Origin of the sequence: Pseudomonas sp. 21LCFQ02 (assembly GCF_024129895.2) — a bacterium.
Taxonomy (GTDB): domain Bacteria; phylum Pseudomonadota; class Gammaproteobacteria; order Pseudomonadales; family Pseudomonadaceae; genus Aquipseudomonas.
The window spans coordinates 5066216-5080309 of sequence record NZ_CM178749.1 but is presented as its reverse complement, the minus strand read 5'-3'; the positions used below and the strand labels follow the sequence as shown (position 1 = coordinate 5080309).

Here is a 14094-nt window from a genome sequence, read left to right as displayed (position 1 = left end):
GGCAGATCAAGAGGGGAGTGAATCAGGCGGTCTTGCGCCGCCCTGCAGCCGGGTTGGCGCCGAACAGGCGCAGCAGCAGGCCCAGCGGCCCGGTGTGATACCAGCGGCGGCCCGGTTCGGCGCTGCTGCGCTCACCCATCGCCTGGGTCAGGCGGTCAAGGAAGATCGCCAGCAGCACCAGGCCGACCCCGCCGACGGTGGCCAGGCCCATGTCCAGCCGGCCGATGCCGCGCAGAACCATCTGGCCCAGCCCGCCGACGGAAATCATCGAGGCGATGACCACCATCGACAGCGACAGCATCAGGGTCTGGTTCATGCCGGCCATGATCGTCGAGGTCGCCAGCGGCAACTGGACACGGGTCAGCATCTGCCGGGGCGTGCAGCCAAAGGCGCGGGCGGCTTCGATCTTGTCTTCCGGCACCTGGCGAATACCCAGGTTGGTCAGGCGCACCAGCGGCGGCAGGGCGAACACGATGGTGACCAGCACGCCGGGCACGTTACCGATGCCGAACAGCATCACCACCGGCACCAGGTACACGAAGGCGGGCAGGGTCTGCATGGCATCGAGTGCCGGACGAATGATCTTTTCCAGCCGGTCACTGCGCGCGCAGAGGATGCCCAGCGGAATACCGATCACCGCGCAGAAAAACACCGCCGTCAGCACCAGCGCCAGGGTGGTCATTGACTCCGACCACACGCCGATCAAGCCCAGCAGGGTCAGGGTGACAAAGCACAACAGGGCCATGCGCTTGCCCGCCAGCTGCCAGCCGAGCAATGACGACAACAGGATGCCGATGCTCGGCGGGATGCTTTGCAGGATGTATTCGGTGCCGTTGAGCACCTGATCGATGGGCCAGCGGATGGCACGGAACACTTCGCGGAAGTTCTGTACCAGGTAATTAAGTGCGGCTTCTACCCAGTCGCCCAAGGGAATGGTCATCGACTGGAACGGATCGAGAAGGCTGAATTCGGACATGGGGGCTACCTCTTTTTGGCGTGGGCGCTTAGTCGCGGCTCAGGGTCTGGAGCAACAGGGTCTTGGAAATCGTGCCCTTGAACGCACCGCCACGGTCCAGTACCGGAGCCGGGTAGGGCAGGCCGGCGACGATGCCGAGCACTTCGTGCAGCGGGGTGTCGGTGTACACCGGCTGCTGTTCATGCAGGCGATAGCGATCCGCTGCCGGAACACCGCTGGCATCGGTGTCGACTACGCCCAGCAAGTGGCCGTGCTCGTCGATCAGGTAGCCGTAATCGTTGCCGGTTTTGAACTGCGGCGCCTTGCCGTTGAGTTTGCACACGCTGGCTGGGTCGAATTTCGCCACATCACCGGCCTTGAGCACCCGCGAGCTGTCGAAGCCCTTGAAGAAGGTGCGCACGTAGTCGTTGGCCGGCTGATTGATCAATTGCTGCGGAGTGCCGATTTGCACCACCCGGCCGCCTTCCATGATCGCGATGCGGTGGCCGATCCGGATGGCTTCTTCGATGTCATGAGAGATGAAAATGATGGTGCGTTGCTGCTCGGCCTGCAGGCGGATCAGCTCACCCTGCATCTCGTGACGAATCAATGGGTCGAGCGCCGAGAACGCTTCGTCCATCAGCAGGATGGTCGGGTCGTTGGCCAGCGCGCGGGCCAGGCCGACCCGTTGTTGCATACCGCCGGACAACTGGTGCGGGTAGCTGTGCTCATGGGCGCCCAGGCCGACCTGGCGCAGCGCTTCACTGGCACGGGCGTGACGCTCTTTTTCGGCCACGCCGGAAATTTCCAGACCGAAAGCGGTGTTTTCCAGCACGCTCATGTGCGGCATCAAGGCGAACGACTGGAACACCATGGCCATTTCCCGCCGACGTACATCCAGCAGGTCTTTATCAGACAGCCCGGTGATTTCCCTGCCATTGAGGTGGATGCTGCCGGAGGTGGGTTCGATCAGCCGGTTGAACAGCCGCACCATGGTCGACTTGCCCGAACCGGACAGGCCCATGATGACGAAGATTTCGCCGCGTTTGACTGAAAAGCTGGCGTCGAAGACACCGACCACATGGCCGGTTTTGCTGAATATTTCGTTTTTATCGGCTCCGTTGCGCAACATCTGCATGGCCATGTCCGGATTCGGACCAAAGACCTTGAAGATGTTTTTTACCGCAAGGATTTCATCGGTATCACTCATACGACCCTCTTTATTATAGTTGTGACCAATTAATGCCTGAGACCCAACTAAACGTTCTGGATACCGGCTGGTGATTGGCAGGCCGCTCAGCACAGTGAGCGAGTAAAAAGGTAGGGCGATTTATTTGTTGCAGGCGTGGGTTGAAAGATGGCCTGCTAACAATGCGTTGTTTTTATTAATTATCGTTCGTTGCGCACTAAGGGATGCTTGTGTTTGCAGAACTTGATTCACTTTAATCCCGGTGGCAAGGGCTTGATTGTATGGATGGGTCAAATTGTATGATCGGGCGGCAGGTCGGGTTGGCGGGTGTCGGGGCGATCAATGGCTGGATAACTTAAAGTGCCTCTTGCATGAGTTCAGGTTATGCAGGGTGCTGCTATCGGGCCTCGCTATTGTAGGGTGGTGTGCGGATATCTATATTGGCCGCGGCCTGAACGCCATGAGCGGGCGATGACGACCCGAGTTATAGGCTCAACACGTTGTCGGCCTGTTTATTGCTAGTCGTTCGTGAAAACCTGATTCGTGAAAACCTGATTGCGGAACAATAATGAGAAACCAGCAAGCTGGCAGCACCCAGAAGGGTTACCGGCGCATCATCCCGTCGATGACTGCCCTGTTACAGTTCGAATCAGTCGCACGGCTGAACAGCTTTACCCTGGCCGCCAAGGAGCTGGGCGTCACCCAGGCGGCGGTCAGCAAACAGATCAAGGTGCTGGAAGAGAATATCGGCGTGCAGCTGTTTCAGCGCCTGCACCGCAGCATCTACCTGACCGAAGGCGGCGAGACGTTATTTGCCATCATCTCCGAGTCGTTGCAAAAAATTGCCAGTGGGTTTGACCAGATCACCCAGGGCAGTGACAAGCGCGAACTGGTGCTGGGCTCGACCGCCACCTTCTCGCATTGCCGGATCATGCCGCGGCTGGCCAGCCTCAGCGAGACCTTGCCGCATATCCGTCTGCGCCTTGCCACCCAGATGTTCACCGGCAACCTGCGCACCCCGGATTTCGACCTGGATGTGCGCTTTGGCAACGGCGAGTGGGACGACGGCCACGCGCTGTTGCTATTCGAAGAAGAGGTCTTCCCGGTGTGCTCGCCGGCCTGGCTGGCGCGCAATCCGATACCGCTGAGCCTCGATGAACTGGCCGGTGCCGGTTTGCTGGATGCTGACGCCACCTCCGAAGGCTGGGTGACCTGGCAAAGCTGGTTCAAGGATGAAGGGGTGAACCTGGCCGGGCTGAAGTACAACTTGCGTTGCAGTTTATATACCGACGCGGTGCAGGCCGCGTTGAACGGTTATGGTGTGGCGTTAGGCTGGGGGCGCATGGTCGAGCACTTTATTGATGCCGGCACGTTGGTCCGGCTGGAGCCGTTTGTCGTGCGCCCCAAAGATGCTTATTACCTGGTGGTGCCACATGGTCATTGTGTTAATCCGGATGTATTGGCGATTGCGCAATGGCTGCAAGTAAAAACCCAAGCGGTTCAGGTGCAGGAAATTGCTGAATAACCTGAAGTGATGGGAGAGGTAAAATTAAGCGCATTGACGCACTTTCGGGGCACTTTGATAATCCACTCAAACCTGTGCTGGGTTAACAAACAAAAAAATAAAGTGCCTGAGGGTCATTATGAGTACTTCACCCAACAAATCGCATAGCGAATTGCTCGATGCACGCCGCCCCGGTTTTGGCATGGATGGCGAACTTTACAGTCGCCAGGATGTTTTCGAGACCGATGTCGATGTGTTCTTTCACAAACACTGGATCACCGTTGCGGTCACCGCCGACGTGCCGGAGCCGGGTGATGTGTATGCGGTGGATATCGGCAAGACTTCGATTCTGGTGTTACGTGACGACGATGAGCAGGTTCGCGCCTACCGCAATGTCTGCCGTCATCGTGGCGCACGCCTCAAACCGGCCGGCAAGTCCACTGTGGGCATGCTGGTGTGTCCTTATCACCAATGGACTTACGACCTGGACGGCAGCCTCAAGCATGCCAAGAACATGGGCAAAGGCTTTGATCCCAAGTGCCGCAGCCTGATCCCGGTCAATTGCGTGGTGGTCGGCGCCCATGTACTGGTGTGTCTGGCCGACAACCCGCCTGAGGACATCGCCGATTTACAGGCGGCGATGGCACCGCGTTTCGAGCCGTTTGACCTGAGCAAAACCCGGATTGCCTACGAGCTGGACTATGTCGAAAACGGCAACTGGAAACTGGTGATGGAGAACAACCGCGAGTGCTATCACTGCGAAGGCACCCACCCGGAACTGATCGTCTCCTATCAGTCTGAAGACCTGGGGGTAAGCCTGGAAGAAATGAGCGAAGCCGATCGGGCCTCCTATGACGCCTATCAGATTCGCAAGGCCGGCATCGAAGCCAGCTGGGCCAGCGACGGCCTGTTGTATGAGACCGTCGAGCACCTGGACGACAACGCGCCGACTCAATTTCGCACCCAGCGGATGATCATCGCAGGCGCCGGCGAGTCGCAGACACTCGACACCAAAGTGGCCTGCACCAAGCTGCTGGGCAACCTGACCCGGCGCGATCTGGGCGATACGCATATGTGGGGCAACAACGCCTGGGCGCACGTGATGAGCGACCACGCGATGATCAGCTGGATTTTCCCGCTGTCGCCGGACCGCACTCTGGTGCGCACCAAATGGCTGGTGCATCAGGACGCCGTAGAAGGCGTCGATTATGACCTCAAGCGGCTCACCGAAGTCTGGGTGGCGACCACCCAGCAAGACGCGGCACTGGTGGCGATCACCCAGAGCGGCACTCAGGACCCGGCGTTCGCGCCTGGCCCGTATTCCGAATTCACCGAGCCGTATGTCGACCAGTTTGCTCGCTGGTATCGCGCGCGCCTCGCCGCCCACGGAGTCTGACCGCCGATGAATATGCTCGAGAACCTGCAGCAGAACGTGGCCAGCCTGCGTGCTGACCAGCGCTTTGCCGACACCGACCACTGGAGCGCCTATGGCGCCCAGTGGGGCAGCGGCGATACCAGGCGCATCGAATGCCTGAGCGTCGTGGATGAAACCCACGACGTGAAGACCTTTACTTTCCATTGCCCGGATTATTCGGCACTGGCTTATGAGCCGGGGCAGTTCCTCACCGTATCGCCGGTCATCGATGGGCAGAGCGTCTCACGCTGCTACACGCTGTCCTCGACGCCGACCCGGCCGTTCACTTTCTCGATTACCGTCAAGCGGGTGCCGGGCGGCGCGGTGTCCAACTGGTTGCACGATAACCTGCGCGCCGGTCATGCACTGGCAGCCTCGGGACCTGCCGGGATCTTCACCCCGGTGGCGGCACCGGCGCGCAAACTGCTGTACCTGTCGGCCGGCTCCGGGGTCACCCCGGTAATGGCCATGACCCGCGCCGCTGCTGATCTGCACGCGGATCTGGACATTGTCTTCGTGCACAGCGCGCGCACCCCCAAGGACATCATTTTTCGTGATGAGCTGGCGCGTCTGGAGCGTTCGATGCCACGTTTGCGCACCCTGTTTTTCTGCGAGGGCCTGGGTGACGAGCCGGACTGGAGCGGGCCGGTAGGGCGCCTGTCGGTCGAAGAGTTGCAACGGCAGATTCCTGACTACCAAGAGCGTGAAGTCTTTACCTGTGGACCTAAGGGCTATATGGACGCGGTCAAGTCGCTGCTCGGCAGTGCCGGCTTCGACATGCAGCGCTACCACCAGGAGAGCTTCGATATCACTGCCGAAGTGGTGGTCGAAGCGCCTGCGCCAGCCGCCACTCCAAGCCAGGAGCAGGGCACCTTTACCGTGCGCCTGGCCCGTTCCGGCAAGGAGTTCACCATGACCGCCAGCCAGACCGTGCTGGCGGCGGCGAAGGCCGCTGGCGCGGTGGTGCCGTCTTCGTGTAGCCAGGGCGTGTGCGGCACTTGCAAGACCGCGGTGCTGGAAGGCACGGTGGAAATGAACCACAACGGTGGCATCCGCCAGCGTGAAATTGACAAGGGCATGCGCCTGTTGTGCTGCAGCCGCCCGACCTCGGACCTGGTGGTCGATCTGTAAGCCCACTGCTGTTCTGGCAGCTCGGTGGGAGTCAGCTTGCTGGCGAAGACGGCGGCACATTCGCAGCAGATGCCGTGAATTTTCCGGCCTTTTCGCTGTGGTCCGGCACTCCGGCAGGCCCGCTCCCGCAGGGGGGACGCTTCACCCATTTTCCAAGAATAAGAAGGACATCGTTGATGCGTGCAAAACAAGGCCTGTTCAAAGGCCTCAACCCTATTGTGACGGTGGGGTCGATCTCCATCGTCGTCGCGTTCGTGATCCTCTGCGCTTCTTATGGTGACCAGGCAGCGGGGGTGTTCAAAGGCGCTTCCGACGCCATTCTGGATAATCTCAAGTGGTTCTACCTGGCCTTGGTCAGCGGCGTCCTGGCGCTGCTGATCGTGATCGCCTTCAGCCGCCACGGGAGTCTGAAACTGGGCCGCCCCGATGAAGCGCCAGAGTTCAGCTTTGCCGCCTGGATTGCCATGCTGTTCAGCGCCGGGATGGGCGTTGGGCTGATCTTCTGGTCGGTTGCAGAACCGGTGCTGCATTACGCCAGCAACCCGTTCACTGCGGGGATGACCGATCAGGCCGCGTCGATGGCCATGCGCATTACCCTGCTGCACTGGGGTCTGCACCCTTGGGCAATCTTTACCATCATCGGCCTGGGCCTGGCCTATTACGCCTACCGCGAAGGGCTGCCACTGGCGCTGCGCTCGATCCTTTATCCGCTGATTGGTCAGCGCATCTACGGGCCGATTGGTCATACCGTGGACATTGTCGGCGGTGCGGTGACCGCCTTCGGCGTTTCCCAATCGCTGGGGCTGGGGGTCGAGCAGATCAACATGGGCCTGCATCAGGTGTTCGGCGTGCCAGTGAGCATGGGTTTCAAGCTGTCGATCATCGCCGTGGTGACGATCATTGCCTCGATCTCGCTGGTGGCCGGGGTGTCGAAGGGCATGAAGCGCCTGTCGACCCTGAACATGTGGATCTCCTTCGGCCTGATGCTGGTGGTGCTGACCCTGGGGCCAACCAACTACATCATGAACCTGGCATTCGAATCGACCGGCGACTACCTGCAGAACATCGTCGCCATGAGCTTCTGGACCGACACCCAGGCCAATACAGACTGGCAGAAAAGCTGGACTGCGTTCTACTGGCCGTGGTGGATGACCTGGGGGCCGTTCGTGGGCCTGTTCATCGCGCGTATTTCCCGGGGCCGGACCATCCGTGAACTGGTGTTCGGGGCGCTGCTGGTGCCGACCATGGTGACTATTTTGTGGATGGCGGTGTTCGGCGGCGCGTCGCTCAAGGACGAACAGCAGGCCCGCCACGCTTATGCGCAGTTGCCGGTCGCCGAACAACAGGCGGCTGGCGAGTTCAAGGGTGGCCCGGTGCTGGAGGCGACCCGCAAGGAAACCACCCTGGCGATGTTCACCCTGCTTGAGCGTCTGGACGGGCCGACCGTGGGCGGTATTCTCAGTGTGATTGTCTGCCTGCTGCTGGCCGTGCACTTCGTCACCGCGGCCGATGCCGGCACCCAGGTGCTGTGCATGCTCAACTCACTGGGCAGCATCAACCCGCCGAACTGGATACGGGTACTGTGGTGTGTACTGGAAGGGGCGATTGCCGCCAGCCTGATCATTGCTGGCGGGCTGGTGGCGATCCAGATGGCAAGTATCGTGGTGGGCCTGCCGATCGCGTTCTACATGCTGCTGACCGGCTACAGCCTGACCCGCAGCCTGTTTGCCAATGCGCCACTGCTTGAGGCCCATTCAGCGTCGCTGATGGCTGCTGAAGCCGTCCGGTTCGAGCAACCGGCGGTGCGCAAGACGACCGCCTGACTGTTCAGATAAGCACTACCGACCCTGTGGGAGCGAGCAAGCTCGCGAAGAGGCCAGTGAAAACACTACATCTGCTGTGACTTTACCGGCCCCTTCACGAGCAAGCTCGTTCCCACAAAGGCATGCAGTGTTTGTGCTCACTGCCCCTCGGTCTCAGCCAGGTATCTGCTGGTCCATGCTGCCAAAGGCAGCGGTGGCTGTTGATCGAGGATGCGCTGCCAGATCAGGCTGAGGTCCTGGCGATTGAACAGAGCATCAGGGCCCGCACTGCGATGCCTCTGGGGGGTGATTGCTTCCCAACTGCCAGCGGCATTGCGCTGGGCCATTTTGAAGCGGAAGGTGTAGTTGCCAGGCGTACCCATGCGCAGGTCGGTGACGATCAAGCCCCCGGCAACGATGTCGTACCGCAGCCAGTTATCGGTGAACCAGCGCAGCCGATCATGCAACGGCACGTCGGTCAGCGGCTTGGCCAGTTCAAGGTTGAAACGATGGCGCTGCATTTCCGGGGGCGCCCGGTCAAAGATGCTGCTCACACCCTCGTAGTACTCCCCATTCGGCGCCTTGGCCATTACCCGCCATACCAGGCTGTTGAACGCCATCGGGACCGCGCGCACGTCAGCTACGATGACACCTTGCTGGCTCAGCACCGAGGCAAACCGCTGCTCGATGACCACCCGGCCCGCCAGGCACAAGCCAAGGTAAGCCGTGCTCAGCAACAGCGCCGTTCCCATGACATAGGTCGCACGTCCGGCAAGACCTTTGACCAGCGCGTAGCTAACAGCCGCCAGCAGTGGCACGGTGTAGACAGGATCAATGATGAAAACCGCTGACCAGCTTTCTGGCACCCACTGCAACGGCCAGAACAGTTGGGTTCCAAAGACCGTGAATGAGTCGAGCAGCGGATGGGTCAGCAGTACCAGCCAGAAGGCCACGAACAGTCTGGTATAGGTATAGCCCTTATCCGGCCAGCGCCGCCTGGCTAGCCAATGAACCCCCCAGGCCAGCAGCAGGGCAAGCGCTGTAAGGACAAAGACAGAGTGCGAGAAGCCGCGATGGAAGGTCATCTGCGACACGGGGTCAGCGTACCTGATCAGCACATCCAGGTCGGGGAGCGTGCCTAATGCTGCGCCATACAGCAACGAACGCCTGCCCTGTACGCGGCCCAAGACCGTACCTTGAATGGCGGCACCGAGCACAGCCTGGGTGAGAGAGTCCAATGGTTGGCTTCCTGAATAGAGGTTCACGGAAATCTACCCACGGCAGATTCGTTACCGCAATTGCTGGAACGTTACAGCCTATGACTGCGCTACTGTGCCAGGACGGCGCAGCAGCGCAGCGCCGCTGTGCGAGAATCAACGCCCGAGCATCACACCCTGCAACTTCTGCTGGGCCTTCTGCACGGCTTGCGCCTGGCTGTTGAGTTCCTGCAGCAGGGTATTCAACTCTGCCTGTACGTTCGGATCCTTGACAGTGACCACCGGGCCTTTGATATCGATCTGCTCTTTGTGCGCGGTCACGTAGTCAGCAACTTTCAGGCTGCTGTCCAGGGTGCCATTGATCTGCGGCAGAACCTCCAGAAAGGTATCGGCCGGCACGCTCACGGTCTTTGCATAGGCCTTGTCATACACCACCTTCAAATCGTCTGGCTGCTTGAGCTGGGCGTGGGCGCTGTCGGCCTTGGCCTTGTGCTCCTTGAGCTGCACGCCCATGTCGTTGAGACCGGCCTGCGCGGTCTTGATGTCTTCGCGGCGGTCGATCACATCGTTGAGCGAACGCACTGCACCTTTTTGCAAAAGGCCGCTGAGCGGTTTGGCTGCCGTGTCCATGTCACCGTTGAAATCGCTGATCACTGCGTAATGGCGGGTGTAGTCGCCAAACGACTTGGACTCTTCGGCGGTCAGCTTGGGCACCCGGACACCGGGTTTGTCGACGATGCGGGTTTGCAGGAACTCGGTAAAAGCTGCGCGCTGCTTGGGTTCGTCATTGCCGCAGGCGATCAGGGCTAGGGGCAGGGCGAGGGCGAGCAGCCAGTGCGGGCGGAACGAGACGTTCATGTCGATGATGACTCCAGTGGGATGTGGCACAGGCGCGGCAACGGTGTGCCTGCGCAGGGTCAACCGGGTGCTTGCCGGTTGCCGGGCATAGGACGCAGGTGCCGTTGTTAGGTTCCATAAGGCCATCAAACTGCGCAGATTGTCCGTTAATCGACATTTGATGCCATTGTCGCGTTAGCCGGAACATCCAATCAGCGTTAAGGTGTGCAGGCTATTTTGCTCATAAGGACCTTTACCCATGGCCCGTTCGCGTTTCTTGCCGGACAACTTCACGCTCACGTTGCTTGCGGTGGTCGTCGCCGCCACCTTCCTGCCGGCCAGTGGCCAGGTTGCCGTGGCGTTCGACTGGATCACCAACATCGCCATCGCCCTGTTGTTCTTCCTGCACGGCGCCAAGCTGTCACGCGAAGCCATTCTGGCCGGTGCCGGCCACTGGCGCCTGCATTTGCTGGTGTTCTGCTGCACCTTCGTCCTGTTCCCGCTGCTCGGGCTGGCAATGAAGCCGGTGTTGCAACCGCTGGTGGGTACTGAGCTGTACTTGGGCTTTCTGTACCTCTGTGCGCTGCCGGCTACCGTGCAGTCGGCGATTGCCTTTACGTCCCTGGCACGGGGCAATATCCCGGCGGCCATTTGCAGTGCGGCAGCCTCCAGCCTGATCGGTATCTTCCTCACGCCGTTGCTGGTGGCCTTGCTGATGAACGTGCACGGTGACAGTGGCTCGACCCTGGAAGCGATCCGCAAGATCAGCCTGCAACTGCTGGTGCCGTTCATTGCCGGTCAGATCGCCCGGCGCTGGATCGGCAACTGGGTGGGGCGCAACAAGAACTGGCTCAAGTACGTCGACCAGAGCTCGATCCTGCTGGTGGTCTACTCGGCATTCAGTGCTGCCGTGATTGGCGGTTTGTGGCAACAGGTGCCGCCTGTGATGCTGCTCTGGGTGGTGCTGGGGTGCTGCGTACTGCTTGCCATCGCCCTGGGCATCACTGCGCTGCTGGGCAAATTGCTGGGCTTCAGTGTTGAAGACCGTATCACCATTTTGTTCTGCGGCTCGAAAAAGAGCCTGGCCACCGGCGTACCCATGGCCCAGGTACTGTTTGCCGGTAGCACGATCGGCTTGCTGATTCTGCCGGTGATGCTGTTCCACCAGATCCAGTTGATGGTCTGCGCCTGGCTGGCGCAGCGCTACGCACGTCGGCCTGAAGCGCCGCTGGTAGTGGCTGACAAGGTACCCGCAAGCGCGGTCAAGGGCTGACCTCACGCTTGACCTCCACGCCCTGCGCAGCGCTCAGTCCCGGGCGCTGCTCAGGGTGCCGCGCATCTGTGCGATCAATTCCAGCAGGATACCCTTGACGGCCTGGGCCGGCACCGACAGCGGCAGATGGCCTGACAGGCACAGGGTCAGCGGTGCTTCGATGCCGGGGTCGACGATGCGACAAAGATGAACGTCCTGATGCTCACGGAGCGCGCGCGCCGCAGACTCCGGCAGGATGGTCGAGGCAAAGCATTCGCCCACTGCGCTGGCCAAGGTGGTGGCCGACTCCACTTCAGCGATCACCGTGGCACTCAGCCCGGCCTGGCTGAACGCCTCGTCGACCAGGCGGCGCATCACGTTGTAGGGGCGTGGCAGCAGCAGGTCCAGCCCGGCCACCGCTGCCAGTGGAATCTGCGGCAGGTCGGCAAAGCGCGCCTCACCGCTGACCAGGTACAACTGCTCGCGCAGCAGCGGGGCGAATGACAAGCCATGAATCTCGCGGCCGCCGTACAGCACGGCCATGTCCATGCGACCGTTCATGATCAGTTCGCTGAGGGTGGTGCCGAAGTTTTCGTTCAGGTACAGGGTGATGCCCGGATGCAGTTCGCGTACCCGGCGCATCAGCGGTACTGACAGGCTTGAGGCCGCGGTGCCAGGCGCCAGCCCGACCGAGACGTTGCCGCACAGGGCACGGCTGCTGGAGGTGACATCGCTCATGGCCTGGTCGCACTGACGCAGAATCAACTGAGCATGGGCGTAGAGCACCTTGCCGGCTTCGGTGGGCGTCACGCCGCGCTTGGTGCGAATCAGCAATTGCTGCTGCATCTCGGCCTCCAGCGTCACCAGTTGCTGGCTCAGGGCCGGCTGGGCGATGTGCAGAATGTCGGCGGCCTGGGTCATGCTGCCGATGTCGACGATCTTCACGAAATATTTGAGGCGGCGCAGGTTCATGTCAGCAGTACTCGCGTATACGGTCCGGTACGCGTAGCAAGCAGCGGGCCAGCCCCTGAGGCGGTCATAAGCGCTGCCTATGGCACCCGGTGCGCCATTGTCGGGCGCCAGCGCGGGGCGTGCCCGTCAGCGTGCACAACGCTTGCCGCCTGAAAGGCGGCTGCGGGCGGTCATAAGGCTGGCTTATCCGTACAGAGCGAACTCCTCTTTTGCCTCCGGCTCCGGGGTCCGTAACGTGGCCAGGTGACCGTTTTTTTGCCGCTGGCCCGAGTACTCGATGATCGCCGAACCTGCTGCCCTGACTTTTCGCCAAGCCCTGCTCGCCATGCTGGGGGTGTCGCTGGTGCTGATGCTCTCGGCACTGGATCAGACCGTGATTGGCAATGCCCTGCCGAGTATCGTCGCCCAGCTGCAGGGCTTTGAACTCTATGCCTGGGTTGCCACCGGCTACCTGCTGGCGTCCATCGTGACCATCCCGGTGTTTGGCCGCCTCGGCGACTATTTTGGCCGCAAACCGTTCGTGCTGGCGGCCACCGTCCTGTTTACCCTGGCTTCGCTGGTCTGTGCGCTGGCCCCGAGCATGCCGTGGCTGGTGGCCGGGCGAGTCATGCAGGGCATCGGTGGCGGCATGCTGGTGGGGACCGCGTTTGCCTGTGTGCCCGAGCTGTTCCCGGATACCGCACAGCGTCTGCGCTGGCAGATGCTGCTCAGTACGATGTTCAGCGTGATCAACTCGATCGGCCCGGGCCTGGGTGGCTACCTGACCGGGCAGTTCGGCTGGCGCTCGGTGTTCTGGCTGAACCTGCCGCTGGGCGCGCTAGCGCTGTTTTTTGCCTGGCGCTATCTGCCCTGGTACCGGCCACAGCGCAGCGCGCCGGTGCGTCTGGACTGGCTCGGGGCGCTGTTGGTGGTGCTCAGCCTGGGCGGCTTGCAACTGTTCGTCGAGCACCTGGGCAATGGCAGTGCGGCCACCAGCCTGGTCCTGGCAGCCATCACCCTGGCGGCCTGGCTGGGGCTGATCTGGCAGCAGCGACGCTGCCCCAATCCGCTGCTGCCGGGAGCGTTGTTTGCCGACCGCAGCGTACGCCTGTTGTTTGTGCTGGCGGTGTTGGCCGGTGGGGTGATGTTTACCTTGCTGTTTTACCTGCCGCTGTTGCTGCAGGGCGGCTACGGCTACAGCCCGGCAGAGGCGGGGCTGCTGATCACCCCGCTGGCCCTGAGCATCACTCTGGGGGCCATCGTCAACAGCCGGCTGATGACCCGTCTGGCCAACCCCAACTGGCTGCCGCTGGGCGGTTTTACCGCGTTGTTGTGTGCCTGCGCCGCACTGGCCGCAGTGGGGCGAGAGGCCGGGTTCAATACCTTGCTGGGGCTGATTCTGCTAGCCGGCCTTGGCCTGGGTTTTGTATTTCTCAACCTCACGGTGTTCACCCAGACCCTCGCCGAGCGCCAATACCTGGGCATCGCCACGGCGCTGCAGCAGTCGCTGCGCCTGGTCGGCGGCCTGCTCGGTACTGCGCTGATGGCCTCGTTGGTCAACCTGCTCTACGCCCGCTACGTGCAGGTCGCCCTGCAGGCCAGCGGCGATCTGCACGCGCTGGCCCGGCTGGCCGATCCTCAGGTGTTGATGAGCGCGGCCGGCGAGTTGCCGATGGCTGAGCTGCAACTGGCCCGCCAGGCCCTGGTTCAGGCGCTGGGTAGCGGGCTGCTGGGCTGCGCCTTGTGCGCCTTGCTGGCTTTGCTGGTGATGAGCCGGCTGCCGGCGGTTGACCTTGGCGAGCGCCGCGCCCTGCGTTGAGTTACCCCATTATCGTTCTCGCC

General features: G+C 61.5%; 11 protein-coding genes. 6 read left to right on the top strand and 5 right to left on the bottom strand.

Annotation, left to right across the window (positions count from 1 at the left end; genetic code table 11):
* Positions 1-22: 22 nt before the first annotated feature.
* Positions 23-976, bottom strand: a complete 954-nt coding sequence (proW, locus tag NJC40_RS22950) for a glycine betaine/L-proline ABC transporter permease ProW (protein WP_253118187.1) — start codon at positions 974-976, stop codon at positions 23-25.
* A 28-nt stretch (positions 977-1004) separates the two neighbouring features.
* On the bottom strand, positions 1005-2165 hold the full coding sequence (proV, locus tag NJC40_RS22945) for a glycine betaine/L-proline ABC transporter ATP-binding protein ProV (RefSeq protein ID WP_253142569.1): 1161 nt from the start codon (positions 2163-2165) through the stop codon (positions 1005-1007).
* Positions 2166-2712: 547 nt separating this feature from the next.
* Here proV and NJC40_RS22940 point away from each other — a divergent pair.
* The 4 genes from NJC40_RS22940 (at position 2713) to NJC40_RS22925 (ending at position 8016) form a co-directional block, all read left to right on the top strand.
* Positions 2713-3669 (top strand): LysR substrate-binding domain-containing protein, encoded by a 957-nt coding sequence (locus tag NJC40_RS22940; protein WP_253142568.1) that lies wholly within the window; start codon positions 2713-2715, stop codon positions 3667-3669.
* Between the two features lie 118 nt (positions 3670-3787).
* Positions 3788-5044 carry an aromatic ring-hydroxylating oxygenase subunit alpha gene (locus NJC40_RS22935; RefSeq protein WP_253142567.1) on the top strand — a complete coding sequence of 419 codons (1257 nt, stop codon included), beginning with the start codon at positions 3788-3790 and terminating at the stop codon, positions 5042-5044.
* 6 nt (positions 5045-5050) lie between these two features.
* A complete protein-coding gene (locus tag NJC40_RS22930) occupies positions 5051-6193 on the top strand; it encodes an FAD-binding oxidoreductase (RefSeq protein WP_253142566.1) in 1143 nt (380 codons plus the stop codon).
* A gap of 176 nt (positions 6194-6369) precedes the next feature.
* A complete protein-coding gene (locus NJC40_RS22925; RefSeq protein ID WP_253142565.1) occupies positions 6370-8016 on the top strand; it encodes a BCCT family transporter in 1647 nt (548 codons plus the stop codon).
* Positions 8017-8153: 137 nt separating this feature from the next.
* Here NJC40_RS22925 and NJC40_RS22920 read toward each other — a convergent pair whose 3' ends face one another.
* Both NJC40_RS22920 and NJC40_RS22915 read right to left on the bottom strand, forming a co-directional pair.
* The gene (locus tag NJC40_RS22920) at positions 8154-9233 is read right to left on the bottom strand and encodes a metal-dependent hydrolase (protein WP_253142564.1); all 1080 of its coding nucleotides are present in this window, start codon (positions 9231-9233) and stop codon (positions 8154-8156) included.
* Between the two features lie 135 nt (positions 9234-9368).
* Positions 9369-10070: a DUF3053 domain-containing protein gene (locus NJC40_RS22915; protein ID WP_045492211.1), complete on the bottom strand. Its 702-nt coding sequence runs from the start codon at positions 10068-10070 to the stop codon at positions 9369-9371.
* A gap of 238 nt (positions 10071-10308) precedes the next feature.
* Here NJC40_RS22915 and NJC40_RS22910 point away from each other — a divergent pair, with 238 nt between their 5' ends.
* Positions 10309-11322: a bile acid:sodium symporter family protein gene (locus tag NJC40_RS22910; RefSeq protein WP_253116700.1), complete on the top strand. Its 1014-nt coding sequence runs from the start codon at positions 10309-10311 to the stop codon at positions 11320-11322.
* Positions 11323-11355: 33 nt separating this feature from the next.
* Here the strand turns inward: NJC40_RS22910 and nac are convergent, their stop codons facing one another.
* Positions 11356-12273 carry a nitrogen assimilation transcriptional regulator NAC gene (nac, locus tag NJC40_RS22905; protein WP_045492208.1) on the bottom strand — a complete coding sequence of 306 codons (918 nt, stop codon included), beginning with the start codon at positions 12271-12273 and terminating at the stop codon, positions 11356-11358.
* 277 nt (positions 12274-12550) lie between these two features.
* Between nac and NJC40_RS22900 the strand changes: the two genes are divergently transcribed.
* Complete coding sequence (locus tag NJC40_RS22900) at positions 12551-14071, top strand: MFS transporter (RefSeq protein ID WP_253142563.1); 1521 nt, start codon at positions 12551-12553, stop codon at positions 14069-14071.
* Positions 14072-14094: the final 23 nt, after the last annotated feature.

Coding starts and splice junctions, on each gene's coding strand:
- proW (WP_253118187.1), bottom strand. CDS start 976: ATGTCCGAATTCAGCCTTCTCGATCCGTTCCAGTCGATGACCATTCCC.
- proV (WP_253142569.1), bottom strand. CDS start 2,165: ATGAGTGATACCGATGAAATCCTTGCGGTAAAAAACATCTTCAAGGTC.
- NJC40_RS22940 (WP_253142568.1), top strand. CDS start 2,713: ATGAGAAACCAGCAAGCTGGCAGCACCCAGAAGGGTTACCGGCGCATC.
- NJC40_RS22935 (WP_253142567.1), top strand. CDS start 3,788: ATGAGTACTTCACCCAACAAATCGCATAGCGAATTGCTCGATGCACGC.
- NJC40_RS22930 (WP_253142566.1), top strand. CDS start 5,051: ATGAATATGCTCGAGAACCTGCAGCAGAACGTGGCCAGCCTGCGTGCT.
- NJC40_RS22925 (WP_253142565.1), top strand. CDS start 6,370: ATGCGTGCAAAACAAGGCCTGTTCAAAGGCCTCAACCCTATTGTGACG.
- NJC40_RS22915 (WP_045492211.1), bottom strand. CDS start 10,070: ATGAACGTCTCGTTCCGCCCGCACTGGCTGCTCGCCCTCGCCCTGCCC.
- NJC40_RS22910 (WP_253116700.1), top strand. CDS start 10,309: ATGGCCCGTTCGCGTTTCTTGCCGGACAACTTCACGCTCACGTTGCTT.
- nac (WP_045492208.1), bottom strand. CDS start 12,273: ATGAACCTGCGCCGCCTCAAATATTTCGTGAAGATCGTCGACATCGGC.
- NJC40_RS22900 (WP_253142563.1), top strand. CDS start 12,551: ATGATCGCCGAACCTGCTGCCCTGACTTTTCGCCAAGCCCTGCTCGCC.